Here is a 24,246-nt window from a genome sequence, read left to right as displayed (position 1 = left end):
GATTAGAGTCCGGCCGATTGCAGGACGGACACGATGAAGAAGAAACGGTTCACAGAAGAGCAGATCATCGGGATTTTGCGGGAGCAGGAAGCCGGCGCGAAGGCGGCGGACCTCGCGCGCAAATACGCGGTTTCGGAGACGACGCTCTACAATTGGAAAGCCAAATTCGGCGGGATGGACGTTTCCGAGGCCAAGCGGCTGAAGGCGCTGGAGGAGGAAAACGCGCGTCTGAAGAAGCTCTTGGCCGATCAGATGCTCGATGCGGCGGCGCTTCGCGAGCTCCTGGCAAAAAAATGGTAGGGCCCGCCGTCAAGCGCGACGCCGTCGCGCACCTTCAGGCCGTCATGGGCCTGTCGGAACGTCGGGCCTGCCGGATCGTCGCGATCGATCGCAAGACGGCGCGCTACACGTCGAAGCGCCCGGCCGACGCCGAGCTTCGAGCCGAGCTGCGCGATCTCGCCAATGCGCGTCGGCGTTTCGGCTACCGGCGGCTGTTCGTCTTGCTTCGTCAGCGGGGCGAGCGCTCGGGCAAGAACCGCATCTATCGGCTCTACCGCGAGGAAGGTCTGACGGTGAGGAAACGCCGCGCGCGCCGCCGCGCCGTGGGAACACGGGCGCCGATTCTCGTCGAAGCGAAGCCGAATGCCCGATGGTCTCTCGACTTCGTGCACGACCAGCTCGCCAGTGGGCGACGATTCCGCATCCTCAACATCGTCGATGACGTGACGCGTGAATGCCTGGCGGCGATCCCGGACACGTCGATTTCCGGCAAGCGGGTGGCGCGCGAGCTGTCGGCGCTGATCGAAAGGCGCGGCAAGCCCGGCATGATCGTTTCCGACAATGGAACCGAGTTCACCTCGAACGCCGTCCTGTCCTGGTCGGAGGAGAACAAGGTGGAGTGGCATTTCATCATGCCCGGCAAGCCGATGCAGAACGGCTTCTGCGAGAGCTTCAACGGTCGCATGCGGGACGAGCTGCTCAACGAGACGCTGTTCTTCGGGCTCGACCACGCGAGAGAGAAGATCCGATATTGGGCGCACGACTACAACCACCGACGACCGCATTCTTCGCTCGGCTATGCGACGCCGGCGGACTATGCGGCCGCGCTCACCGCAACAGGCGATCGGCTGCGCAACCCCGACCAGCTCCGCCGATCGCCTGTTGCTCACCCCACGCCCGCGGGCGTATCAACCGCCGGGACTCAACTCGCCGCTGGATGAAATATCGGGGGCAGGTCACGGGGAATTCACAAGCGGGTCGGCGCAAGTTGCGCCTCGTCAAACCACTTCGGCCTCAGCACGGGTCTTCTCTTCCTCAGTGCGCAGCAGCGTCAAACTTCATCGCTTTTGTCGTGCACCTCCAACTTGAACTGGAATCCCTCGAATGACATCAGGCATCGGCCGAAATCCTCCCAGGAAATCTCCCGTCCATCAATGATAAGGAGCGGCAGGCGGCCATCTGTCGCGGGATCCCAGTCGATGAGGGCGCGCACCACGCCGGCCTTTGCGATCTGCAGACCGTGCTCGCCGTCCTCGAGATGTTTTACGGCAAGGGCACGCTGTATCTTTGCGATCAGCCGACCGAGCATGGCGAGAAGGTCTTCTTCGGGGCCCGCAATCACTTGGAACTGATAGCCCGCCGGGGCGCCCTTGCGAAGTTCGAACGCGTCCAAAGCGACGCCAGTCCCAAACAAGAATGTTCGGAAATGGAATTCATGGACTTTTCCTCCGCTGTCTTTCAGACGTATGGGGTCAAATTCCACATGCTCGAAATCTTTGAGGCCGGCGGCAGCGGCCGCTTCGCTATTGAAACAGCGGCGGCAAAGCTGTTTGTATCCGTTTTCCATCGAACCATATTCGACGATCTCGAAGCTCGGCGTCTGATGGCCGCACCCTTCGCATTTGGTTTTCCCCATGGCGTCCAACTCCCCTGCCTAAATGAATGCAGCACTCTCATTCGTGGATCATAGGACGCCGGCCTGGGCGAACCAACTTCGGTGAAAGCTCCGCGCCGCTCGTGCAAGGCGACCACGCCTTGGCGCTATGATGCCGTTGAGGAGAGGCCGTCCACATCAAGATCGGCGAACTGACGCGCGCCAAACATGGTGTGAGCTTTCACCTTGTTTGGCGCGCGGCAGGATGAGGCGGAGAGCGACAGAAATGCCGAGCACGGGACACCACGCGAGGTCGACGGTGACATTGCGCGCGGAGGGCCGCCTGAAGTTGGACGGCCTGCACGAGACCGCACGAACGAATTCGCGCAGCCTCGCAATGCTTCGCTGCGTGGGGGTGGCGGCGAGCGCATCTGCGGCGCCTCCAGCCTCGAGCAGCCAGGTCCGGTGACCGGCTGCGACTTCCAGGAGGTGCGGACGCCCTCGACGCCGGAGAAAGCGCCGCTCACAGGGCGATGGTCCGGCTGTTGTTCACATTCCTGTGGATCCGCGCGAGATTCGCAAGCACGCCGGGCTGACGCAGGCGGAGATGGCTCCCCTCATGGGGATGAGCCTATCGGGCTATCGGGCTATCGGGCTATCGGGCTATCGGAAGTCGGAACAGGGCCAGCGTGTGGTCAGCGGTCCGGCCGCCATGCCGTTGCGCGTGATCGCGACGGAGCCGGAAGCGGTGAAAACGGTGCTCGTGTCGCGACGTTCGAACAAACGTCTCGCGTTCGTTAATGGCGAGGATGCGCCAGGAGCGGCCATTCGACCCGGACCGAGCGAATGACCGCTTTCCCTGGATTTCGCGGACCTTCGCCACTGCGATCCTCTCCGTCGTTTGATCAAAACTCCAGCCGCAGCGAGCCGAGGAAGGTGCGCGGCACACCGGTCAGTATCGTGTAGCGATCGGCGGCTGTCTGATAATAGGTCGCGTCGCCGATATTCTTGACGTTCAGCTGGCCCGTCACCGTGTAGCCGGCGATCTTCGTGCTGTAGGCGATCATGCCGTTGACCAGTGTGTATCCGGGCAGGACGAAGGAGTTCGCATTGTCGCCGAGCGCGCTTTCGACGACGGTGAGACCGCCGCCGAGACTCCAACCGCTCAATTCGCCATCGGCGTCGTATTTCACCCAGAGATTGCCGTAGTTGCGCGGACTGCCCGGCAGCTTGGCGCCGGCGATGGCGAGCTGCGTCGTGATGAGCGTCAGCGGATTGTAGGAGCTCGCGCCCTCTACGGTTCGCACATCGTCATGCGTGTAATTGGCGATGACGCTCCAATTGTCGTCTATGCGGCCTTTGAGATCGAATTCGAATCCCTGGCTGCGCGCCTTGCCGATCAGCAGCGTGTTGTTGGCGTTGGTCGGATCGGTATAGGGAACATTGGTCTTGAAAATGTCGAAGTATGACATGGTCAAGGTGAGCCGCTTGTCGAGGAGCTCGGCCTTCAGCCCGCCTTCGTACATCTCGCCTTTCTGAGGCGCGAGCGGAACGCCGACGCGCGTCGAATTGGCCACACCGAAAGATTGCGTGAAATTGCCGTAGAGCGAGAGCCATGGCTGCGGCTGATAGACGATGCCGACACGCGGGCTGAACGCGGTATTGTAGGTGCTCACATAGCTCGCCTCTGCGCCGACGGCGGATTTGAGATTCTTGTTGTTGCTCGTCTCCGCCCAATCGAAGCGTCCTCCCAGCAATAGGTGAACCGTGTCGTCGAAGAAGGAGAGCATGTCCTGGCCGTAAATGCCCGTCCATTTCTGACCGGATTTGCTGTAAACGGGATTGCTATAGGGATTCTCGATCTGCCATGAGTTCGGCGCGTAGATGTTGATGGTGCTCAGTATCGGCTGATATTGGAGATTGATCGGCATATAATTCTTGAGCGCGTCGAGCCCCAGCAATATCGAATGTGAGACCGGTCCCGTTTGGAATTTGCCTTTCAGATCGAGATTGGTCGCGAAGGTCCGATCCGTCGTGCCAGGAACGACGAAGGCGTAGCGGCTGAGGACGCCGGTCGCCTGATCGAAGCCCAAGGGTGCGATGTTCACGTTTCTCGTCGCCATGCTGGAGTAGCTGAGCCGATTGGTCAGGCTCCAGCCCGGCAGGAATTCATAGCTCATGTCATAGGCGATGCGCGTGCGCTCGACGTGATCCGGCATGCTGGTCATGAGCGAGGCCGAAGACAGATAGCGGCCGACCGGAATAGTGGCCGGGGCGCCGCCGACCGCCGGCAGGATGAAATAATCGTCGACCCAGGTCCTGTTCTGATATTCGAAATCGACATTGATGCGGAACTGCTCGACAGGATGATAGCTGATCGTCGGAGCTACGAAGAAATTTCTGTCCGTCACGAAATTTCGATAGGAATCGGTGCGAAAAAAAGTGCCGTTGACGCGATACAGCAGCGATTTGTCCTCGGTCAGCGGCCCAGTGGCGTCGATCGTCGTCCGTGTGCCGCTATAGGACGTCACCTGCTCCTGAATGGAGTAGTATGGCGTCGTCAGCGGCCGCTTGACCACGAGATCGATGACGCCGCCCGGCTCGCCTCTGCCGAATTCCATCGCCGCAGGGCCTTTCAGCACTTCGATCGATTGGAGATTGGTCGTGTCGAGGTTGCGCACCCGATATTCCATCAGGCCGTTCTTGTACATATTGCCGAGCACGTTGAAGAAGCCGCGAACCTTGAACACGTCGAGCTGCGCGGTCGAGGGCGTGACGCCGCTGACATTGGTGAAAAGCGCATCGCCGACCGAGATCGCCTGCTGATCGTCCATCGCTTGGCGCGTCACCACGCCGACCGAGATCGGCGTCTTCATCAGTGGCGCGTCGAACTTCAATGTGGTCGGCGCGCTTTCGGCGCGATAGCCGGTGCGCCTGTCTCCGGGCCCCTGGCCGAGGCCTGGACGTCCGGTTGCTCGAGGTCGCCCCTCTTCGGCGCCGATGTCGATCGCCGGCAGCGGCGTCGCGCCGCTCGCGTCGTTCCGCGTTTCTGTGTCGTTCTGCGCCAGCACGATCGAAACGGCCTTCTCGCCGGGCGCGAGCGTGTAGGAGAGGCCGGTGCCCGACAAAAGCCTCGCGAGCCCTTCGTTGATCGTGGCGGCGCCATCGAGGCCCGCGGTCGTCTTGTCTCTCGTCAACTCGGAGTCATAGACCAATATCGCGCCGCTCTTCTCGGCGAAGCGGCGCAGCGCCGTAGCGACGGGCCCGGGTGGAATTTCATAATTTTTCGTCTCGAGCGCCGCCCAGGCGGGCGACGCATCCAGCGCCAGAGCGCCGACGCCAGGGCCAAGCACGAGCAGTCCGAAGGCCGCCGCGGCTCCAAGCGGCTCATGCTTCTTTTTCATTTTGCGTCGCCTCCCGTCGCATCATTCGGAGGCGGGTGAAAAAAGCGCCTCTAATGATTCAGACAATCGGCGCGGCCGATTGTTGACGTCGGGTCGCGATGAATTTGCGCGCTGTTGCGACCACAGGCGACAGACGACGGTTCAGCTCCATAAAATTATTATGTAGTTTCCTAGATATGCCGCTCTTATGCCGAGCGACAGCTCGATCGCGCGAATGGACTCCAGGGGCTCCGATGTCCGGAACAGGCCGTTGATCTTTCGGTCGCGGATCGACGGGGTCATGATGAGGATACGGCCGTGGAAATGTCGGTTGACGGCGGCGACGACATCGGCGAGCGGCTTGTCGTGGAAGATGAGATATCCGCGCCGCCACGCCGCTTCGTCCTCGACATCCGCGGGATGCGCGGCCTGGGCGGGAAGATCAGGGCTGTAGGACAATTGCTGTCCTTCCTCGACGATCGCTGTCCGCCCCGCGGCGGCGACAGTGACCTTATGCTCGGTGACCGAGACCTGCGCTCTTCCTGCGCTCATCGCAATATCGAAGCTGGTTCCCAGGGCCGTCGTTGTCCCTCCTGCCGCTTCGACGACGAATGGCCGGACCGGATCGCTCGCCACGGCGAACCAGGCTTCGCCCTTCAGAAGCGTGAGACGCCGTCGGTCGCCGGAATAATGCTCGGCGATCGCCGTATCGGCGTTGAGCTCTATGCGCGATCCGTCCTCTAGCGTCACGGTCTTCAGTTCGCCGACGCCTGTGGAGAAATCCGCTCGCCAGAAAATTACGAGATCATTCCCGAAATAGACGAGGAACAGGATTGCGGCGAGAGAGGCCGCGGCCAGCGGCCAGCGCGGCCGTCGGGACGCCGCCGCGGCGGCCGGGATCGAGACGCCTTTCAAATCTCGCCATAGGGAGAAAGCCTTTTCAAAGGCCGCGCGGTTGGCTTCGTCCGCCGAGAGCCATGCGTCGAAGGCGTCGCGATCCGCGCGCGTCATCGCTCCGGTTCTGATTCGCGCCAGCCAATCGATCGCAGCCTCGCGCCGCTCCTGGTCTCCGGAAGGCGACGGGTCGCTATGCATTCAGGCTTCCTCCCGAAGAGCCGATCGAAATTGACCGCGCCGCGTCGGGAAATGGCGGCTTTCTCCGAGAAGGCCTTCGCCGACGATCTGATATCGAAGCTTGCAAAACGACCTCACTCCAGCACGTCATGGCAGCGCTGGAGCGCCAGATGCAAGTGCTTCTGGACCATGTTGCGGGAAATGCCGAGCCGCCGAGCGACCTCTTCGGCCGGCAACTCTTCTATGCGCAGCAGGATGAAAACCTCGCGGCAGCGCGGGGGCAGGCTCAGGATCGCCTCCTCGAGGCGCTGTACGCGGCGTTGCCCATCGAATTGATCATCCTGGAGCGGGTAGCCTTCTGGAATGTCCTCGGGAACATCGCCGGCGTCCACATATCTCTGCTCCATCTCGAGGCGGGATCGATGGTTCTTGGCGATGTTGCTCGCCGTCTTGAAGAGAAAGGCTTCCGGGTTCGAAATCGCCTCGCTCGCCGCGTAACGGCGCACCCTGACATAGGTCTCCTGGAGCAGGTCCGGCGCGTCCTGAGACCCCACCCTGCGCTTGAGAAATCTGAGCAGATCGGGTTGGCGGAGGAAGAAGGCTTGGGCGAGAACGCCGAATTTGCTGTCGGACATAGACGACGAACCTGATGGACGCAAAGGGAAATCGAATGGTGCGCGGTCCAGCGCCCCAGCGGTCGCGAGACCGGCGTCGGGGGCGGCCTTCGGAGGTGTGCCGATCTCTCGCCGCTTGTTCGACGGCGGACGGCCGATCTTCTCACACGGCCGGCGGCGCTCGTGACGACCAGGCGTTCGTCCAACCCGGCGCGCGCCAAAACACAATTTCATAATCGAGCTCGGCCTTCGAACTCGGCGCCAAATCAGCGAGAAAATAGCTCGCCGCCAGTAGGGAGGCGGTGACCGCGGTCAGATCGTCGCGAACGCTCGAAGCGCAGCAAATGCACTCCCCACGGTCTTGGTGGCCATGAGCAGGCCAGTCCGGACCGCCCACATCGGCGCTGCATGGCGCTCGACCATCGAATTTGTCGAGGCTCCAGCCTGCGTCATTCAGATGCGGAGCCGTCCATGAAATTGAAATGATGGGAGCTGCTGCTTTGATTACAAACAAAAAGGCGAGGACGTAGGGCAAGAGCCCTCGCCCAGCCGAGATCATGCCTATAGAGCCCCTCTCCATGGGAGAGATTGAGAACGTCGGTCGCCGCTACTGTCAAGGCCGAGGCGGCACAGTTACGAAAACATTGTTAGACTGTCGCATAGGCGCCACAACCTGAGAGCGGGCAGGTCCATTCGTCGGCGGGCGCGTTCAGCCGAACACGCGAATGTCGGCTATCGGCAATTGTCGGACGTCGGCCAATCGGGAGAAAGGGTCTCCTTCGGGTCACATTTCCTCCTTCGCCGTCGGGAAGGGGGGAGTCGCACCAAAGTGTGCACTTCCCGGGCAACGGCGCTGCGCCTCGAAACGTAGCCGCGGCGCGCAGAGGCCGCGCCGGAGGTCAGCCGTCGCAAGCGCCAGCGTGTCAGCCCGCATCGGCTTGGTTGGCTAGAGCATCTGCTTCACTTAGCTCTATGACATGGTCGTCGGCGCCGATTGTCACCTTGCGATGGGTGATCGCCAATACGGTCACGTCGTCCGCGATATTACGGATCTCCGTCATGATTCCCCGCTCTGTCACCTCGTCGAGCGCCGAGCTGGCTTCATCGAGAAAGAGGAACTCAGGCTCGGCGTAGAGCGCGCGCGCGATAGCGATGCGCTGACGCTCCCCGCCGGAGAGTTTTAGGCCGCGTTCGCCCACCAGCGTTTCGAATCCTGCGGGCAAGGCGTCGATAAAATCCAGGATGGCCGCCCGGGCTGCGGCCTCCCGAAGCTTCGTTTCATCTGGCTGCCGCCCCAGCACGATGTTGGTTCGCAGACTGTCGTTGAGCAGAACGATCTCTTGAGGAACGACGCCAATGTGTGAAAACCATTGGCGTCGACCAACGTACGCCAAGTCCGTCCCATCGATCAGGATTTGACCCTTTGCGGGCGCAAGCGATTTGAGAAGCACGCGGAAGATCGTCGTTTTTCCGGCGCCTGTCTTGCCGGTCAGAAAGTTCAAGCGACCGCGCTCGGCGGCAAAGCGCACGTCCTCGACGCCGCGGCCATTGGGATAGGAAAAGGATACGCTCCGGAATTCTATGCGCCCCTCGCGAATCTCGAGCGGGCTCCCCTGCTCTGCATCCGCTTCTTCCGGCGCGAGCCACATCTTGACGTAAGGCATGAATTGCGAATAAGAGCGCGCCAGATTGTCGATCGCGTGCCCGACCATCTCGAAGGGCTGGTTCAATTGCAAAAGCAATGTGTTGAAAAGGACGAGATCGCCCACGGTCACGGCTCCTGCCCGATATTTCGGTAGCAGAAGCCAAAAAGTGATCGCAAATTGTAGCGCGAGCATCACGCCAAAGAAGGTGCCGTATCCGACGCGCTCCAGACAGAAGCGGCGCCACCTGTCACGAATCTCGCGCGCCTTGGCTGAGAATTTCCGCCGCAGCCATTCCTGGCTGTCGAAATGGCGCAAAGTCTCCATGGCATTCATGGCGTTGCCGACGAAACGCGCATTGGCCTGTATCGACTCGATCGCAGCGTGCAGATGCTGGTTGGTCCATTTGTTCGCCAGATAGGTGAAGCCGACGAAGACGACGCCATAAATGAAGACGATCGTCGCGATATCGGCGCTCAGTACCGCGCCGAGCGTGGCGATCGTTAGAGCTATTTGGGCGATGCTCGGGACAATAATTCCGAGGGCGAGTTGCACAAAACCGTTCAGCGCTGATTGGCCGCGACTTTGCGCGCTTTGGATTTCGGCGGAGTTGTGTTCTATGAAGAAGTCGGTCGTCTTTTTGAGGATGCGCTCGAAAAAGCTCACGCCGGCGATAAAGTTGAGATTCTCGCTCGTCATGAAAGTGAGATAGTCGACGGCGTGACGCAGGACCGTGGCGACGCCCAAAAGGCCTGCATAGACGACGAACCCGATCAGCGTCTGCTCGACCGGCTCGCCTGCGGAAATTCGATCGAGCGACTTTGAAAAGAGATAGGGCGCGCCCACCGACGCCAGCGTCGAGAGCGTCGTGATGCCGGCGACGACGATCAGCGTCAATTTCGACTGACGCCAATAATCGCCGAGAATCGCCGTAACGGGCTTGAGCGCCTCCGCCCACTTGACCTTCATCCGCGGTTATCCCCGAGCAGGGTGTCGCGCCTGCGACGCCCGAACTTTGTCTTTAACAGGCCAAACGGGCCTTCGAGGCTAGGTGGTGAGTGCTACCGGGCCTCCGCATCAAGAGGCCGGTCCAGCGATGCAGCCAAACCAGGATCGGACGTGTTTTCATCTGTACACCTGCGCGGAGTGGCTTGGCGCGGGACGAACGAGAGCAGGCTTCAAATATGCGAATCAGGGATTCGCCGGATGGCCCAGGTTCGGTTCCGACTTTCCCCCGGTTTGCGGCGTTTGACAAGGTCGCGGCGTCGCGCAGAGCACCGCCGAAGTGCGCGATGGAGCACGGCAGGCCGAAACCAGTCTCTGGACAGGGAAAATCACAAAATTGCATCCCATTTGGGCGCGTCTCTTCCGAGGTTAGGCTAGCTGCCACCCGGAAGGCCACGCAGCGCCTCTTTAAGCGTCGCCGAGATCTCGTGGCGTCGCGTGAAGTTGAAGGCGAGGCGAATCGTCCATTTGGGTCAGAGTTCCTCGTTCGCTTTCCGCGAACGGAGAGGTCGCGCCATGAGGGGATCTCCGTCACCGCCCTGAGACAGAAACCAGGAGCGGACGTTCGACATTGGCTCTCGTACTGGTTCAGGAGCAAACCGGCTCTCGGTTGCCGGGGGCACTATCGACGATCTCAGCAGCAGCGTCAGCGAGTGGGCAGCGCCGACGCCGAGTCCGCGCGCCGCCATGCGGTAACATTTTTTACGTGGCCGCGAATCTTTTTTCGAATTCCCTCCCTCCTTCTCGGTCGAGGAATGATCCTCCGACCACGATGGGAGATAGAAAGATGCTGTATGTGAAGAATGTTCCAGGCTGGGAGCGCGTCGTCCGGGTGGCGATGGGCGCTGGGCTCTTGGTCGCCTCCGTCGCCTATTTCGGCGCGACGCCGACAGGCTGGGGCATTGGCGCTATGGGGCTTATCGCGGCGACGAGCGGGCTGCTGGGCTTTTGTCCCGCCTGCGCCATGGTGGGGCGTCGGCTCGGTCACTGAGGGGAAAGCGATGGCGGCTTGCTCGTATGATCTCATCGTCCGCGCCCAAGGGGGCGACGCCGCCGCGCTCGACCGGCTGCTCGTCGAATGCCGGTTCGACGCGCGTCGCTACGCCAGGCGCCATTGCGTGACCAGCGAGGTCGACGATGCGGTGCAGGAGGCGCTTCTCATTGTCGTGCAGCGCCTGCGTTCGCTGCGAACTGCGGCGTCCTTCGCCGCGTGGCTGTTCACGGTCGTGCGTCGCGAATGCCGACGCCTGTCGCGACGGATGTTCGCCCACGAGGAACTGGACGAGGAAAGGATCGCCGATTGGTTCACGGCACGCCCGATGAACGAACTGCGGATGGAATTGGCATTCGCGCTCGAATCCTTGCCCGCGCATTATTTGGAAGTGATCCTTTTGCGCGACTTCGAGGAGTTGACGATCACCGAGATATGCGAGGGCCTCGACGTCAGCGTCCAGACCGCCAAAGCTCGCTTACGTCGGGCGCGCTTATTGGTCCGAGAATATCTCATTGACGCGTCGGCGGCGGCCAATCTCGCGCGAGAGCGCCTCTGACCAGCATTATCGGACGCGAGAGTGGATTTTCGCGTCGCGAACCGCCCAAAGCAATGCACAGACTCGAACTGAACCGAAAAGGAAAACGCTATGAAGATGAAAGTCGTATGCGGAGCGTCGCTCGCCATCGCCGCGGTCGCCATGGCCGTCAGTGGCGCTGCGACCAGCGCGCTCGCAAAGACGGCGAGCCCCGTCCATTGTGTGGGCGTCAATTCCTGCAAAGGAATGAGCGCCTGCAAGAGCGCCTGCAATTCCTGCAAGGGCCTGAACTCCTGCAAGGGTCAGGGATGGGCGCCCGCCGAATCCACCGAAGCTTGCGCAGCGCAGGGCGGCACGGTTGCCGAGACGTGAACCTCGGGATCGGTCGATCGGCCCCGGTCCCTCTCATCGTAAAAGAGACCGGACGTCGCCTCGCGCGACTGTCTGGCCTCCGAACATGATCGCGACTGCTCGGCTGCTCCTCGCCGCCATGGCGGCCAATCTTGTTGGCGCCGTGTCGGCGAGTTCCGTGAAAGCCGGATCGGAATCAGACGCCCCGCCACCGCTCACGTCGGCCACGTCGCAGTTCACCGAGTTCAGACCGCTGGCGATGGCGCCGTCCGTGAAGATCGAACGCATCGATGGCGAGCACATCGATCTTCGCTCGCTTCGAGAAAAGGTCGTGCTGTTGAGCTTCTGGGCGACATGGTGTCCGCCATGCCGTCGGGAAGTGCCGATGCTCGAAAGCCTATGGCTCTTCGAAGGGGCCGATATCGAGGTGGTGGCGGTGTCGGTCGATCGGCAGGGCAAGTCGGCTGTCGCGCCTTTCCTCGAGCGTCTAGGGTTCACACATCTCCTTTCGTTCCTCGACCCCGTGAGGCGCATCGCCGCGCCGCCGTCCGAAACGCGAGAGACGCCCTTCATCTGAACCGCGCCGGGATTGCCGGAGGCTCCAACCCTTGAGAGGATGGAGCCATGGATACGAAGAAGAAAACATCGAACAGATTTTCACCTGAGGTTCGGGACCGGGCGGTTCGGATGGTGCTGGAGCACCGCGGCGACCATGCCTCGCAATGGGCGGCGATCGCCTCGATCGCGGCGAAGATCGGCTGCACGGGCGAGACGTTGCGGAACTGGGTCCGCCAGGCGGAGCGCGATTCCGGCGCCCGCCCTGGCGCGACGACGGATGAGCGCGAGCGGATCAAGGCGCTGGAGCGGGAGAACCGCGAGCTGCGGCAGGCCAATGAGATCCTGCGCAAGGCGTCGGCTTATTTTGCGGCGGCGGAGCTCGACCGCCGCTCGAAACAATGATCGCCTTCATCGACGCTCATCGGGAAGCGCACGGGGTCGAGCCGATCTGCAAGGTCTTGCCGATCGCCCCTTCCACCTATTGGGCGCATGCGGCGCGCCGGCGCGACCCTGCGAAAGCCTCGGCCAGAGCGCGCCGGGACGCGGTCCTTCGCAAGGAGATACGGCGCGTCTATGACGAGAACTTCCAGGTCTATGGCGTGCGCAAGGTGTGGAGGCAGTTGGACCGGGAGGGCGAAAAGGTCGCGCGCTGCACCGTAGCGCGGCTGATGCGGAGCATGGGTTTGCAAGGGATCGTGCGCGGCCGGCCGGTCAAAACGACGGTGAGCGACCGCAAGGCTCCATGCCCGCTCGACAAGGTGAACCGGCAATTTCGGGCGGCGCGGCCGAATGCGCTGTGGCTGTCCGACTTCACTTATGTCTCGACTTGGCAAGGCTTCGTCTATGTGGCTTTCGTGATCGACGCCTTCGCTCGGCGGATCGTCGGTTGGCGCGCCTCGCGCACGGCGCATGCGGGCTTCGTGCTCGACGCGCTCGAGCAGGCGCTGCATGATCGTCGGCCGGTTCACAGCGGCGGCCTCGTCCATCATAGCGACCGCGGCGTTCAATACGTCTCTATAAAATACACCGAGCGCCTCGCCGAGGCCGGCGTCGAGCCATCGGTCGGCAGCGTCGGCGACAGCTACGACAACGCGCTCGCCGAGACGATCAACGGACTCTACAAGGCCGAGCTGATCTGGCGAAAGGGGCCGTGGCGAAGCTTCGAGGCGGTCGAGTTCGCCACGCTCGAATGGGTCGACTGGTTCAACAATCGCAGACTGCTGGAGCCGATCGGAAACATTCCGCCGGTAGAAGCCGAAGCGCGCTATTATGCGCAACTCGAGGAGCCCGCCATCGCGGCGTGACTCAGACGAAATGGCCTCCGGCGATCCCGGCGCGGTTCAATCCTTCGCGGAATGCCGATTTCCTATGTGATCGATCCGCGAGGGCGCGTCGCTGGCTACATCACCGGCGAAGTGGATTGGACGTCGCAGGGCGGACTTGCGCTCTTGCGCCATTATTTCAATGCTCGATGAATGAGCCGGCGACCTCAGCGTCCTCCCTCCAGGCTCGCAAGTCCGGTATCTTTTTTTCTGCCGTTAAGCCCTCGAGTTCCGAATGACTGCAAAGGGTTCACAGTTCCCCGTTCGCCGTCCCGGAACGGGGAGGTTGCGCCATAACCGGCCATTCGTCACAAACGTCCAGAGGGACCGCTTTCCCTGGATTTCGCGGACGTTCGCGCCACCGGATCGGCAGGGCATAAAGATCCGGATCCCCTGGCTCGGCTGAAGTTCTCGTGACGGTCGCGGGGTTCGCTATTCCACGTCGGTGACGCGCGAACGAGTGACCCGCTGGACGGGCTCGCGTAGCGGCTCAGACCCTCGCCTGGGGGGCGGTCTTGGCGAATCCCTCATCGTATCGCTTGAAATGCGAGTTTGAATGTCGCTCCTCCGCCCGGAGTCTCCTCGATCCAGATACGTCCCCCGAGCTTGTCAAAAAGCTCCTTGGTGATGGTGAGCCCCAGTCCCGTTCCGGGGACCGCGTCGCTCTTCCGCCAAAATGGCTCGAAGGCCGTCGCCTGATCGGACTGCGAGAGCCCCTCCCCATGGTCGATCACCTCGACGACAGCGTCGGAGCCGACCCGCACGAGCACCGTTCCTCCAATCGGCTCGGCCCGCAAGGCGTTGTCGACGATGTTCGCGATTATGCATTCGATCGCGCGAAGATTGCCTCTGACTTTCGGAGCTGGGTCGCTTGTCTCGAACTCGATGAAGCGTTCACATCGCAATGCGAGCAGGACATGACGGGACACGGTCTGACGAACAGCCTCGGCGAGATCGACTATCTGATCGAGTGGAAGCTGGCTCTCGGCCAAACGAGACGCGACGAGCATCTGCTCGACCACCACTTGCAGCCGACCAGCGTCGCGCAGGAGATCGCTCTTGAATGTCGGGGCGTCCTCGCTGTCCTCTATGCGCGTGCGCAGAATCGCCAGAGGCGTGCGCAGCTCATGCGCGGCGTTCGCGATATAGCGACGCAGTCGGGTCGCGCTGGCGTCGAGACGCGACAGCGCCTCGTTGACGGCTCTGACGAGGGGCGCCGCCTCCGAGGGAACGTCTGCGGTCGAGAGACGCGCATCGAGCGATTCCAAATCGATGCGCGAGGCCTCCTGTGACAAGGAGCGCAGCGGAGCCAATCCACGCCGCACGGCGAACCAAGCCGCTCCCACCGATAGCAGAGTGGTCGAAACGAAATCGACCGACGACCATCGGAATTCTTCGCTGATGGCGTAGAGAAGGTCGATCCATTGAAATTTCTCCCCATAGACGGCGATTTGAAAAGTTCCATAAGGCGTCGTTCTGGCGTCGGCGTATCCGTGAGGGACCGACTTCGGATCGGAAGGAAGAACGAAATGCGTGTGGGTGGAGTTGACTCTGATCGCGCCAGACAGCGTTACCGCGAGTTCTGGGGAGGAGCCCGGGAGCGCCTCGTAACTTTCGACATCGAAGGCCGCATATTTCAAGCCGGGCGAGCGCTCGAGCTCGGCGCGCAGCGCCTCGGTCGGCGCGAGCCGCATTTGGCCGTCCGCTCCTTTGGTCAGCGAGTCGATCACCATCCGTCCGACGCGATGGATGGCGAATTCGTCGACACTCGTATCGACGAACCACAAATGGGTCGCGCCGAGGCCCATGATCGACAATTGCGCGACGACGAAGGCGACGAACTGCGCCGGGACCAGATAGCAAACGACGCGCAGCGCGAGCGAGCGGCCGATCGTCATTTCGGTCTCTTGGGCGCCGCGTCCGTTATCATATACCCCAAGCCTCTGGCCGCATGAATGAGAACGCCGGCGTTCAGCTCGGCCAGGCGCGCGCGCAGCCGGGAAGCGAGCTTCGTCAGCGCATGCTCTTCTATGTCTTCGTCGAGCCCGTAGATCGCCGAAACCAGCGCCTCGCGCGAGACGATGCAATCGACGCGCCGGATCAGCGCGTCCAGAAGAGCAAGCTCACGGCGAAGCAGCACGACCGGCTCGCCACCGACAAAAGCCGTACGCGTCTCCAGGTCGAACGAAAGCGCGCCCACTTCCACTGGCGGCGCGCGCTCGCCGCCGGGCCGTCGCAAGCTCGCGCGAATACGCGCCATCAGCTCCTCTATGGCGAAAGGCTTGACGAGATAGTCGTCTGCTCCCGCGTCCAATCCCTCGATGCGGCTGTCGATCGCGTCCAGGGCCGTCAGCATCAATATCCGGCTACCAGGATGCTTGCCCCGGATGCGCGCCACCAGCGACAGTCCATCGCCGTCCGGCAGGCGGCGGTCGAGCACGGCGATTGCATAGGATTGCTCGTCCAACGCCGCATCCGCGTCGCGAATGGTGCCGAAAGTGTCGATGGCGTAGCCCGCCTGTCGAATTCTCTTGGCGACGCTGGTCGCCAGTTCCGGTTGATCCTCGACCAATAAGATACGCATGGGCGCCGCTCCCAAGATCCCCAGCCCGCGTGAATGGGCCGACCGCCATTCCATAGGGAAGCGTCCAAAAGTTGCAAGAAAGCAATGGCAGGACATCGACCCTATCGTTGACTGTGTCATTTGTATCACGATCGCCCTGAATTTTCGGCAATTCTCGCCGGGTCATCTTCGCAAGACGTTCGTGCCTTATCGTGCATCGACCGCGACCGTGGTCGAAAAGGCCGAATTGTCCTGGAGGTTGACCAGAGCATGATGCGAGCGAGGACGACAGGGCGGGAGACCGCGCGCCGTCGGTCCGCGAACCGGCTTCGCGTCGTCGTCGCTTGTCTCCTGGCCGTCGCGATCGCTCTTCAGGCTCTTACGACAATCGGTCTGCCGTTTCGGCCCCGGGGCCAGCCGAACGGCGATACGGCCCTTCTCGCTTCGGGCGCTTCCATCGCTTGCGCGAAATGGGGGCTCGGCGGCGGCTCCGGCGACACGCGACATCATCTCGACGACTGTTGCATCCTCTGCGGTGGATGCGACGCCGATTGCGCAACGGCTCTTCTCGCCCTCGTGGACAGCGAGCCTGTCGACGCGAACGGCGCCCGATTGTCCCGGATTCCTGCTTCCGCGCAAGTCAGACCGCCTGCGGGCTGGGCGAGCGCCTGGTCGTCGCGCGCGCCGCCGCATTTTTCCTGATCCGATCCATCGAATGGTCCGAACGGACCGCACTCGCACGATCTCGGTTCAAACGGCCGATAGCGGCCGCATCAGGGACAAATCATGAGGCCTTCTCGACTGCTGCGCGGTGTTTCCGCTGGCGCCTCCACCTTTGTGTTCATGTCCGCCGCGTTCGCCCAAGAGGCGCTGCCGACGATCGACGTCGGCGCGGACAGCGCCGCGCGCGCCAACGCGACCGTTCCCTCACGAGCTGCTCCGGGCGACGCCATCGGCAGTCCGAGCTACGCCGCTCCGAACGCGAGCTCGGCGACGAAGACAGACACGCCGATCTTCGTCACGCCGGCGTCGATTCAGGTCGTGCCCCGCGCCGTCATCGACGATCGCAAGGAGAACTCCGTCCGAGAGGCGCTCCAGAACGTCAGCGGCGTCTGGTTCGAGCCGGCGCTCGGCGGGAATGCGGTCTACAATATTCGTGGATTCCGTACCTTTTCGATATTCCGCAATGAGCTGCGCGCCGGCCCAGGCGCATTCGTCTTCCTGGCGCTCGGGCCTTTGGACCCCTCCAATGTCGAGAGCATCGAAGTGCTCAAGGGTCCAGCCGCCATGCTCTATGGCAAGGGCGATCCTGGCGGCATGATCTCGCTCAACACCAAGAAGCCGTCGGCTACGCCGCACTATTCGGTCGAGCAGCAGATCGGCTCGTCGGCGCTGTATCGAACGCTCGTCGACGCCACAGGCCCGCTGAATGACGATAAGACGCTGCTCTACCGTTTCACGGGGGCGTTCCAGAGCTATGATTCGACCTCCAGAGACTTCGTCTCTGGGGATGGCTTCGACTTCGCGGGCGCGGTGACGTGGCGACCATTCGAGCAGACCGAAATCACTTATGAGGTCGAGGTCTCCAAGCAGCGCTTCAAGCAGGAGTCCGGCGTCATTGCGTTGGGAAATCGGCCGATCCAGATCCCCACCACGCGGAACCTGCAGGATCCGAACCTGCCCTACAGCAATTTCCTGACGCTTTTCAACGGCGTCAGCGTCAAGCACAAAATATACGAGAACGCAGACATGTCATGGACATTCAATGGTCGCTTTCTCGCCCGCAATTACAAGGACGATGACATCAATCTCGTCCCCGTCGACGGCTTCGCCTATTCTTCCGCCTTCGATCCCGCGACCGGAGTCTTGCACCGCAATGTCTTCGCGCAGCACTACCACGAGCGCGACTGGGCGTGGAACGCCGACGTGATCGGCAAGTTCGACACATTCGGCGTCGGGCACGAGGTTCTTCTGGGTTACGACTTCAATAAGGTCACGGGCGAGTACCGGACTTATGGCGGCGGATATGTCGCCGACCCGGACCTCGACGTCAATGTATGGGCGCCCTGGCGCGGCGTTCCGTCCTGGAAATTCACCCAAGCGAACCTCGACTCCTGGTGCGCCCAAGTCAGCGGCTGCCAGCCAGGCCGGCTCAAGCAACAAAATTCCGGCTTCTATGCGCAGGATCATATCACGCTGTTCGACAGGCTCCATATCATCGGCGGCGGGCGGTGGGACTACGCCGTGCATGGCTACGGCTATTCGGATTTTTTTGGAAATCCCCCGACCACGATGGAGCAGGTCAATGTTCCAAAATACGGCGAGCATGGATTCAGCCCGCGCGCGGGCGTTCTATTCGAGGCGACGCCGTGGCTCGCGGCGTTCGGAGACTGGTCGAACTCTTTCGGAGTCAACAACGGCAAGGACGCCAACGGACAACCTCTCCGCCCACAAATTTCCGAGCAGTGGGAGGGAGGACTCAAAGGAAAATTCTTCGACGATAGGCTGACGGCGACGCTCGCCTTCTATCAGCTCACCAAGACGAACATTGCGACGGCGGACCTCAGCACGCTCAACACCTCGATCACCGGAAATGTGCGCAGTCGAGGGATCGAGCTCGACATCTCCGGCCGCATCGACGATCATCTCAGCGTGATCGGCAATTATGCGCATACACGGACAAAGATACTGAAGCTCTCCGATTACAGTTCTGATCTCGGGACTTATGTCGATGTCTCCGGGCGGTGGTGGCCGAATGTGCCGCGCAATTCCGGTTCGATCTGGGCGAAATACGACTGGAACGGCTACGCGTCCAAGGAAGGCGCGAGCTTCGGCCTCGGCGTCCGCTATGTCGACATCCGCCAGGGCGACAACCAGAACACGTTTCAGCTTCCCGCCTACGCCGTCCTCGATGCGATGGTCGGCTATAAATGGAAATACGAAGGAACAAACTGGAATGCCCAGCTCAATTTCAAGAATCTGACCGACACCAGATACTATCAGGGCGCCGATCAGTTCACCAATTTCGACCCGCGTCTTTCGATCTTCCCCGGCGAACGCTTTCAGGTCATCGGCTCTCTCAAGGTCGAGTATTGAAATGATCCGCGCAGCGCTCGTTCGGCTGCATCGCTGGGCCGGAGTCGCCATCGCGGGATTTCTGATCGTCGTGGGTCTAACCGGAAGCCTTCTGGCGTTCTGGAACGAAATCAACCACTGGATCACGCCCGATCTCTATCCCGGCCCCCACGCCGGGATAGAGTTGGACGCCGCCATTCTGGCGCGTCGCGCCGAAGCGCTCGCGCCACAGGCGCGAGCAACGCAGGTCTACCTCGGTTACATAGGCACAGCCTGGGTGACGATGGAGGCGCTCGAAGGGGCGCCTCCACTCGCTTTCGACCAGATCTATCTCGACACGGTGACAGGCGTCGAATTGGGCCGACTGAAATTCGGCGTATTCCCGACGCGCCGCGCAGAGGTCATGCCCTTCGTCTACAAGCTTCATTATGCGCTCGCTCTCGACGATCCGGGTGGGTGGATTCTCGGTGTTGTCGCACTCGTTTGGACGATCGACTGCTTCGTCGCCTTCGCGCTCACATTGCCGCGCGCACGCGGACGCTCTCGCAAGAGTTTTTTCCCTCGATGGAAACCGGCATGGCTCGTGAAATGGAGCGGCTCGCTCTACCGTGTCAATTTCGATTTCCACAGAGCGGGGGGGCTCTGGCTGTGGGCTATGCTGCTGATTTACGCATGGTCCAGCGTGATGATGAATTTGGACGTCGTCTATTCGCGCGTCACGGGCTTTTTCTTAGATTATCCTCGTCCTAGTCTCGCAGCGCGCCCGCTCCCCGTCGAAGGCCGCAAGCCTCTCGAATGGGAGGAAGCGCAGTCAATCGCATCGAGGCGGATGGCCGAACAGGCGAAAGCGCTGAATTTCACGATCGAACGTCCGATCGCGCTCTATCATCTGCGCGAGAAGGGAGTGTTCAACTATCGGGTACGCTCGAGCCTGGATATAGGCGAAAAATACGGCGCCACAGGAATCGACATAGACGTCTATACCGGCGAATTACTGAACGTCTCTCTTCCGACTGGCGGACATAGCGGCGTGACTGTTTCGACTTGGCTCGCCGAATTACATTCGGCGAATGTGTTCGGCCCTGCCTACCAGGTCGCGGTCAGCCTATTCGGCGTCACGGTCGCCGCTCTTTCCGCGAGCGGCGTCTACATCTGGTGGAAAAAGAGAGGGGCGCGAGGCGCGCTCCATGCGCCGAAAACCAACCGCCGACGGTCCGCAATGTCTGACGTCACGCCGAGCTGACGGCGGACGCAGCTTCTCGCACCGATCTTCAAGAAACCGATCGGTCGCATCGAAGCAGCAAAAGCGCCGACCTTTCGCTTGAGGAGGGCCGGAGCGCGCGTGTCGCGCCGACGGGGGAATGTCGGCTATCGGCGGAACCAGTCGTCGGCTCTTCGTTAGGGACGCGGCCGCTTCGGGTCACTTTTCCACGTTCACGAACGGGGAGGTTGCGCCATACCGGCCGTTCGACCTGCTTGACCCGAGAGGCCGCTTTCTCCGAACATTGCGGACGTTCACGGCGTTCGGTTGTTGCTCCCTTGTGTACGATATTTCTGCGGTTTGTGATACTGATCCGCATTGAGGCCGCTAGCCAATTCATAGTTGATGACGATTGGCCAGAACACTTCGTCGAAGATGGGACGCGACAGCGCAATCTTCCCTTATTCGCTCCTCGGAAGGTCGCTCGAGGAAGACGCAATAGGGCCCCGCGTATCGCCGGACGGCTCGGGGCTTCAGGAAGCGCCGCTCGACCAACGCTGCACACGTCGGGCGGCTCTTTTTCTCCACCAGATGTAGACGCCTGTCACCGAGAGAGCGACGATCCCGAGCCCCAAGAGGACGACCACAATTCGGTAGGGCAGGCCAAACACATTCGCCATATGTAGCGCTAGGAGCCAAGTCGTGAGCGTATTTCCGACGTGCTGGCCGACTGGCGCATCGAGGCGTCGCAGCTCTCCGCTATAGGCGTCGAAGAAGAGCGCGGTGGAGCCGTAGCGATCGCCGATGTCGAGGCTCGAACGCACGCGATACTCGTAAAGCCCTCTTCCGCGCAGCGCATAGAGCGCCAGAGGCCGATCGATCGAGAAGCCGTGCGCGAGCGCCTGCTCGCCCATGAGGCGTGCGCCGATGGATTGCGCTTCGCTCCACCCGATCGGCGCGCGAGCTTCTCGAACGGCGCCCTCCGCCGACTGCGCCCACACGGGTCGATCATAGTCGAGCAGAAGGCGCGTCACGCCCGTATAGACGCTGTTCATATTGAAGCAGACGCTCGACCAGGCGTAGACGAAGAGCAGTGCCCACAGCCATAGGCCGCCGGCGCGATGAATGTCGAAATTGATGCGGAAGAAGGACGAGCGCAGCTTCACCGTCCACGCCTGTCGCCAGCGGGCGAAAAATCGGAAGCTCGTCCCGCCCTTCGTCGATGGCCACGTCAGATAGAAAGCAATGAAGCAGTCGATCGTCCAGGCGAGCGCCACGAAGCCCAATATCCATTCGCCGACGCTCCCCATCGCCAGCGTCTCGTGGAGGCTGTAGACGAAAGGCATGATGCGTTCGATCGATGTCGGGGCGTCGTTCCATCGCAGCCGCCCCAGCTCCTCTCCCGTGACAGGATCGAGGCAGAGATAGTCGAAATCGAGCGGCGTCGATTCGACGCGCGCCTCCATGCCGATGCGCGCCGTGCCGATGCGACCGAGATACACCGTCCTCGCGCGCGCGTTCGGTGCCAGCGCCTCGGCGCGCAATGCGAGGGTTCCCAAGTCGAGCTCGACGCCCGCATGAGGACCCGGATAGAGCTGCGGCGTCAGCCAGTGGTTCAGTTCCGGCAGGAAGGCGAGCAATGCCCCGGTAAGACCTTCGACGATGAGGAAGGCCGCCACGGCGAGGCCGATCCAACGATGGAGCAGGAGCCAGAATCCGCGCGTCATGAGCTTTCCATTTAAAAGGCGCGTGGCGCGGAGCGGATCGAGGCTGCTCCGCGCGAAGCGATCAGAATTCGACCTTCACCGAGCCTTTGAAAGTTCGCGGCGCGCCGGGAATGAATCCGCCTGTCCAACCAGACGAGATGTAATAGGTCTGACCGAGCAGATTGCCGACATTGAGCTGGAAGGTCACCTTCTTGCCGAGATAGTCGAAGCCGTAACGCGCCATCAGATCGACGACCGTATAGCCGGGAATGCTGAAGCTGTTGGCGCGGTCGACCTCGACGCTGCCGCGCGACACGAAGCCGGCGCCGAACGCCACGCCACGCAAGAGCGCGAGTTGTGGCTCGTAGACCGCCCACAGGCTCCCGGCGTCGCGCGGAACGCCCCACCAGCGATTGCCCTGCGCGCCGCTGTTGTCGGAGACGATCTGCGAGTCGATATGCGTGTAGCTGCCAATGAGCTTGATCTCGTCGGTCACCTGACCCTGGACGTCGAGCTCGACGCCGCTGTTGCGCACGGCGCCGGTGGAGATCTTGAATCCTGCCGCATTGAGCGCTGGATCGGGACTGGGCGTGCGCACATTCGTCTTCAGAATGTCGAACCAGGAAGCGGTGGCGCTCAGCCGGCTATCGAAGAGATCGAGCTTTACGCCGCCTTCCCATTGACGCGCCTCTTCGGGCGGCAAGGCCGAATTGTCGGCGTTGACTCCGCTGGAGGCGCCGAACCCCTCGACATAATTTCCATAGAGCGAGAGCTGCGGAAGCGGCTGCCACAGCAAGCCGACGCGCGGCTTCACCGCATCGGCGTCGACCACGGTGTATTTGGTCGAGAAGACGGGAACGCGATTGGTCCGGTCGGTCGAGTTATGAGCCGAGTCGTAACGGAACCCGGCCAGCAGATGAAAATCGTAAGGGAGCGCGATCTGATCCTGCAGATAGACGCCGTACCAGCTCTCGCGGATCACCTGCCGGAAGGACGAGTCGACGGCGGCCGTGTAAGGGAGAAGGTCGCCGGGACTCGCCGGATTGAACAGGTCGGACGGCGAAACATTCGACCAGTTGAATGTCAGGGTCGCATCGTTCTTCGTGTGATAGCCATCCGCGCCGACCAGCAGAGTGTGAGACAGGCCGAATGTGTCGAAATGCCCGTTCACGTCGAGGCTTGTAAAATAATTTTGCTCCGTGTTCGGAGTAATCGAAAGAGCGTCTCGGTCCACCCGGCAGCCGGCGAGCGAGCAGCCCGCGGGATTTGGATTGTAGACATCCACCCATTTTTCGGGGACATCGCGTATGTTCATATCGAAGCGGTGCGTCAGCTTCCAATTGGCGTCGAAGGAATGCTCGAAGCGATATCCGAGACGCAGATCATAGCGCGTGAGTAGAGCGGCGTCGCGCGACCCGAAATTGCGCGAGATCGGCACAGGCGCCACGACATTGAACGATTTCGGGACGAGCTTGCTATAGAGCCCCGGAATGCCGCCGTCGATCGGGTCGCGACCGCTGTAATATTGCAGATAGAAGGTGGCAGAGGTGTCCTGCGTCGGCGACCACTTCAGCTTCGGCGCGACGAAGACGTGATTGCCGTGCAAGCCCTCGCGAAACGCGTCGGCGCTCTCATAGGAGGCGTCGAGACGATAGAGCAGGTTCTTTTCCGCATCGAGCGGCCCGGTCATGCTCAGCGTCGTGCGATAGCGGCCGTAGGAGCCGAACAATTGCTGCAGCTCGTAATGCGGCTCCGCCTGTGGCTGCTTGGTCGTGACCTCGACGAGTCCGCCGGGCTGGATGCGGCCATAGAGAATCGAGGCCGGACCTTTGAGTATTTCGATCTGCTGCACATCGACGGTCTCGCGCGGCGGTAGCGCCGTGAAGGGATTCACCCGCACGCCGTCCAAGTAATAGGCGTAGTCGAGAAAGCCGCGAATGTTCCAGCCCCCCTGCAGGCCCACATAGGGAGAGGAGAAGACGCCGCTGACATTCTTGATCGCGTCGTCGATCACGACGGCCTGCTGATCGAGCAGCACCTGATGCGGCACGATCTGCACGCTGGTCGGAATGAGCTTGATCGGCGTGTCGGTCTTGGTCGCCGTCGTGGAATTGGGCTTGTGGTAGGCGGCTGGATCGCTCGCTCCGCCGGGCAAGCCCGCGGCGGGCTGTCGGCCGTTCGAGGAATCCGCGCCGACATCGATGGTCGGGAGCGATTCCTGGGCGAGCGCGGAAGCCGAGACGAGAGCGAGGGTCAACGCGCTGGCGGAAACGCCACGCGATAGCATCGAAGACAACATGGGGAATTCTCCTTGGGCGCATTCTGCGCGTTCGACGAAGGTCGGAACGG

The 24,246-nt window shown here is 61.7% G+C and carries 18 protein-coding genes and 1 other annotated feature; of the genes, 9 read left to right on the top strand and 9 right to left on the bottom strand.

From position 1 onward, the window contains the following. Nucleotides 1-33 precede the first annotated feature (33 nt). Nucleotides 34-1,220, top strand: a protein-coding gene (locus METLW3_RS0122545; protein ID WP_157516655.1) for an IS3 family transposase whose coding sequence is annotated in 2 segments (ribosomal slippage) — nucleotides 34-286 and nucleotides 286-1,220 — 1,188 coding nt in all. Because the reading frame shifts where the segments join, the coding sequence is not laid out codon by codon here. Between the two features lie 110 nt (nucleotides 1,221-1,330). Here METLW3_RS0122545 and METLW3_RS0122540 read toward each other — a convergent pair. Beyond that, nucleotides 1,331-1,915: a hypothetical protein gene (locus tag METLW3_RS0122540; protein ID WP_024882007.1), complete on the bottom strand. Its 585-nt coding sequence runs from the start codon at nucleotides 1,913-1,915 to the stop codon at nucleotides 1,331-1,333. Between the two features lie 565 nt (nucleotides 1,916-2,480). Here METLW3_RS0122540 and METLW3_RS26295 point away from each other — a divergent pair. Further along, the gene (locus tag METLW3_RS26295) at nucleotides 2,481-2,723 is read left to right on the top strand and encodes a hypothetical protein (RefSeq protein ID WP_198022863.1); all 243 of its coding nucleotides are present in this window, start codon (nucleotides 2,481-2,483) and stop codon (nucleotides 2,721-2,723) included. A 55-nt stretch (nucleotides 2,724-2,778) separates the two neighbouring features. On the opposite strand, the gene METLW3_RS0122530 is transcribed toward METLW3_RS26295, so the two are convergent. The 4 genes from METLW3_RS0122530 to METLW3_RS0122510 form a co-directional block, all read right to left on the bottom strand. Further along, nucleotides 2,779-5,277, bottom strand: coding sequence for a TonB-dependent receptor (locus tag METLW3_RS0122530; protein WP_024882005.1), 2,499 nt, complete (start codon nucleotides 5,275-5,277; stop codon nucleotides 2,779-2,781). A gap of 141 nt (nucleotides 5,278-5,418) precedes the next feature. Next, a complete protein-coding gene (locus METLW3_RS0122525; RefSeq protein WP_024882004.1) occupies nucleotides 5,419-6,351 on the bottom strand; it encodes a FecR family protein in 933 nt (310 codons plus the stop codon). Between the two features lie 113 nt (nucleotides 6,352-6,464). Continuing rightward, nucleotides 6,465-7,172, bottom strand: coding sequence for an RNA polymerase sigma factor (locus tag METLW3_RS0122520; RefSeq protein WP_245267479.1), 708 nt, complete (start codon nucleotides 7,170-7,172; stop codon nucleotides 6,465-6,467). A gap of 695 nt (nucleotides 7,173-7,867) precedes the next feature. Beyond that, on the bottom strand, nucleotides 7,868-9,556 hold the full coding sequence (locus METLW3_RS0122510; RefSeq protein WP_024882002.1) for an ABC transporter ATP-binding protein: 1,689 nt from the start codon (nucleotides 9,554-9,556) through the stop codon (nucleotides 7,868-7,870). An 823-nt stretch (nucleotides 9,557-10,379) separates the two neighbouring features. Here METLW3_RS0122510 and METLW3_RS0122505 point away from each other — a divergent pair. The 5 genes from METLW3_RS0122505 (at nucleotide 10,380) to METLW3_RS0122480 (ending at nucleotide 13,334) form a co-directional block, all read left to right on the top strand. Beyond that, nucleotides 10,380-10,583, top strand: a complete 204-nt coding sequence (locus tag METLW3_RS0122505; RefSeq protein WP_024882001.1) for a DUF2892 domain-containing protein — start codon at nucleotides 10,380-10,382, stop codon at nucleotides 10,581-10,583. 10 nt (nucleotides 10,584-10,593) lie between these two features. Continuing rightward, nucleotides 10,594-11,142, top strand: a complete 549-nt coding sequence (locus METLW3_RS0122500; protein WP_024882000.1) for a sigma-70 family RNA polymerase sigma factor — start codon at nucleotides 10,594-10,596, stop codon at nucleotides 11,140-11,142. Between the two features lie 90 nt (nucleotides 11,143-11,232). Next, nucleotides 11,233-11,493: a hypothetical protein gene (locus METLW3_RS0122495; RefSeq protein WP_024881999.1), complete on the top strand. Its 261-nt coding sequence runs from the start codon at nucleotides 11,233-11,235 to the stop codon at nucleotides 11,491-11,493. A 118-nt stretch (nucleotides 11,494-11,611) separates the two neighbouring features. Then, complete coding sequence (locus METLW3_RS27130) at nucleotides 11,612-12,049, top strand: TlpA disulfide reductase family protein (protein WP_198022859.1); 438 nt, start codon at nucleotides 11,612-11,614, stop codon at nucleotides 12,047-12,049. 47 nt (nucleotides 12,050-12,096) lie between these two features. Next, nucleotides 12,097-13,334 (top strand): IS3 family transposase gene (locus tag METLW3_RS0122480; RefSeq protein ID WP_198022806.1). Its coding sequence is split into 2 segments (ribosomal slippage): nucleotides 12,097-12,394 and nucleotides 12,394-13,334, totalling 1,239 coding nucleotides; the frame shifts between segments, so codons are not numbered across the junction. After that, nucleotides 12,387-12,503, top strand: a sequence feature (AL1L pseudoknot). (Overlaps the previous gene by 117 nt.) A 545-nt stretch (nucleotides 13,335-13,879) precedes the next feature. On the opposite strand, the gene METLW3_RS0122470 is transcribed toward METLW3_RS0122480, so the two are convergent. Both METLW3_RS0122470 and METLW3_RS0122465 read right to left on the bottom strand, forming a co-directional pair. Continuing rightward, nucleotides 13,880-15,250, bottom strand: a complete 1,371-nt coding sequence (locus METLW3_RS0122470) for a HAMP domain-containing sensor histidine kinase (protein ID WP_024881997.1) — start codon at nucleotides 15,248-15,250, stop codon at nucleotides 13,880-13,882. Continuing rightward, entirely contained in the window at nucleotides 15,247-15,936 is a 690-nt protein-coding gene (locus METLW3_RS0122465; protein ID WP_024881996.1) for a response regulator transcription factor, read from the bottom strand. The genes METLW3_RS0122470 and METLW3_RS0122465 overlap by 4 nt, the downstream gene beginning before the upstream one ends. 765 nt (nucleotides 15,937-16,701) lie before the next feature. Here METLW3_RS0122465 and METLW3_RS0122455 point away from each other — a divergent pair. After that, nucleotides 16,702-19,011: a TonB-dependent receptor gene (locus METLW3_RS0122455; protein WP_084484937.1), complete on the top strand. Its 2,310-nt coding sequence runs from the start codon at nucleotides 16,702-16,704 to the stop codon at nucleotides 19,009-19,011. 1 nt (nucleotide 19,012) lies between these two features. Continuing rightward, complete coding sequence (locus METLW3_RS0122450) at nucleotides 19,013-20,233, top strand: PepSY-associated TM helix domain-containing protein (RefSeq protein ID WP_024881993.1); 1,221 nt, start codon at nucleotides 19,013-19,015, stop codon at nucleotides 20,231-20,233. Between the two features lie 491 nt (nucleotides 20,234-20,724). Here the strand turns inward: METLW3_RS0122450 and METLW3_RS0122445 are convergent, their stop codons facing one another. Both METLW3_RS0122445 and METLW3_RS0122440 read right to left on the bottom strand, forming a co-directional pair. Then, complete coding sequence (locus tag METLW3_RS0122445; protein WP_024881992.1) at nucleotides 20,725-21,918, bottom strand: PepSY-associated TM helix domain-containing protein; 1,194 nt, start codon at nucleotides 21,916-21,918, stop codon at nucleotides 20,725-20,727. A gap of 61 nt (nucleotides 21,919-21,979) precedes the next feature. Continuing rightward, on the bottom strand, nucleotides 21,980-24,196 hold the full coding sequence (locus METLW3_RS0122440; protein WP_024881991.1) for a TonB-dependent siderophore receptor: 2,217 nt from the start codon (nucleotides 24,194-24,196) through the stop codon (nucleotides 21,980-21,982). Nucleotides 24,197-24,246 lie beyond the last annotated feature (50 nt).

The sequence above is a fragment of the Methylosinus sp. LW3 genome, assembly GCF_000527115.1.
Lineage (GTDB): Bacteria > Pseudomonadota > Alphaproteobacteria > Rhizobiales > Beijerinckiaceae > Methylosinus.
The sequence above is the reverse complement of the archived record's forward strand: the minus strand, read 5'-3'. Positions and strand labels throughout refer to the sequence as shown.

Excerpts from the sequence above, each read along its gene's own strand:
- METLW3_RS0122525 (WP_024882004.1), bottom strand. The coding sequence starts at position 6,351 with ATGCATAGCGACCCGTCGCCTTCCGGAGACCAGGAGCGGCGCGAGGCT.
- METLW3_RS27130 (WP_198022859.1), top strand. The coding sequence starts at position 11,612 with ATGGCGGCCAATCTTGTTGGCGCCGTGTCGGCGAGTTCCGTGAAAGCC.
- METLW3_RS0122495 (WP_024881999.1), top strand. The coding sequence starts at position 11,233 with ATGAAGATGAAAGTCGTATGCGGAGCGTCGCTCGCCATCGCCGCGGTC.
- METLW3_RS26295 (WP_198022863.1), top strand. The coding sequence starts at position 2,481 with ATGGCTCCCCTCATGGGGATGAGCCTATCGGGCTATCGGGCTATCGGG.
- METLW3_RS0122465 (WP_024881996.1), bottom strand. The coding sequence starts at position 15,936 with ATGCGTATCTTATTGGTCGAGGATCAACCGGAACTGGCGACCAGCGTC.
- METLW3_RS0122500 (WP_024882000.1), top strand. The coding sequence starts at position 10,594 with ATGGCGGCTTGCTCGTATGATCTCATCGTCCGCGCCCAAGGGGGCGAC.
- METLW3_RS0122540 (WP_024882007.1), bottom strand. The coding sequence starts at position 1,915 with ATGGGGAAAACCAAATGCGAAGGGTGCGGCCATCAGACGCCGAGCTTC.
- METLW3_RS0122470 (WP_024881997.1), bottom strand. The coding sequence starts at position 15,250 with ATGACGATCGGCCGCTCGCTCGCGCTGCGCGTCGTTTGCTATCTGGTC.
- METLW3_RS0122445 (WP_024881992.1), bottom strand. The coding sequence starts at position 21,918 with ATGACGCGCGGATTCTGGCTCCTGCTCCATCGTTGGATCGGCCTCGCC.
- METLW3_RS0122455 (WP_084484937.1), top strand. The coding sequence starts at position 16,702 with ATGAGGCCTTCTCGACTGCTGCGCGGTGTTTCCGCTGGCGCCTCCACC.
- METLW3_RS0122450 (WP_024881993.1), top strand. The coding sequence starts at position 19,013 with ATGATCCGCGCAGCGCTCGTTCGGCTGCATCGCTGGGCCGGAGTCGCC.
- METLW3_RS0122510 (WP_024882002.1), bottom strand. The coding sequence starts at position 9,556 with ATGAAGGTCAAGTGGGCGGAGGCGCTCAAGCCCGTTACGGCGATTCTC.
- METLW3_RS0122440 (WP_024881991.1), bottom strand. The coding sequence starts at position 24,196 with ATGTTGTCTTCGATGCTATCGCGTGGCGTTTCCGCCAGCGCGTTGACC.
- METLW3_RS0122505 (WP_024882001.1), top strand. The coding sequence starts at position 10,380 with ATGCTGTATGTGAAGAATGTTCCAGGCTGGGAGCGCGTCGTCCGGGTG.
- METLW3_RS0122530 (WP_024882005.1), bottom strand. The coding sequence starts at position 5,277 with ATGAAAAAGAAGCATGAGCCGCTTGGAGCCGCGGCGGCCTTCGGACTG.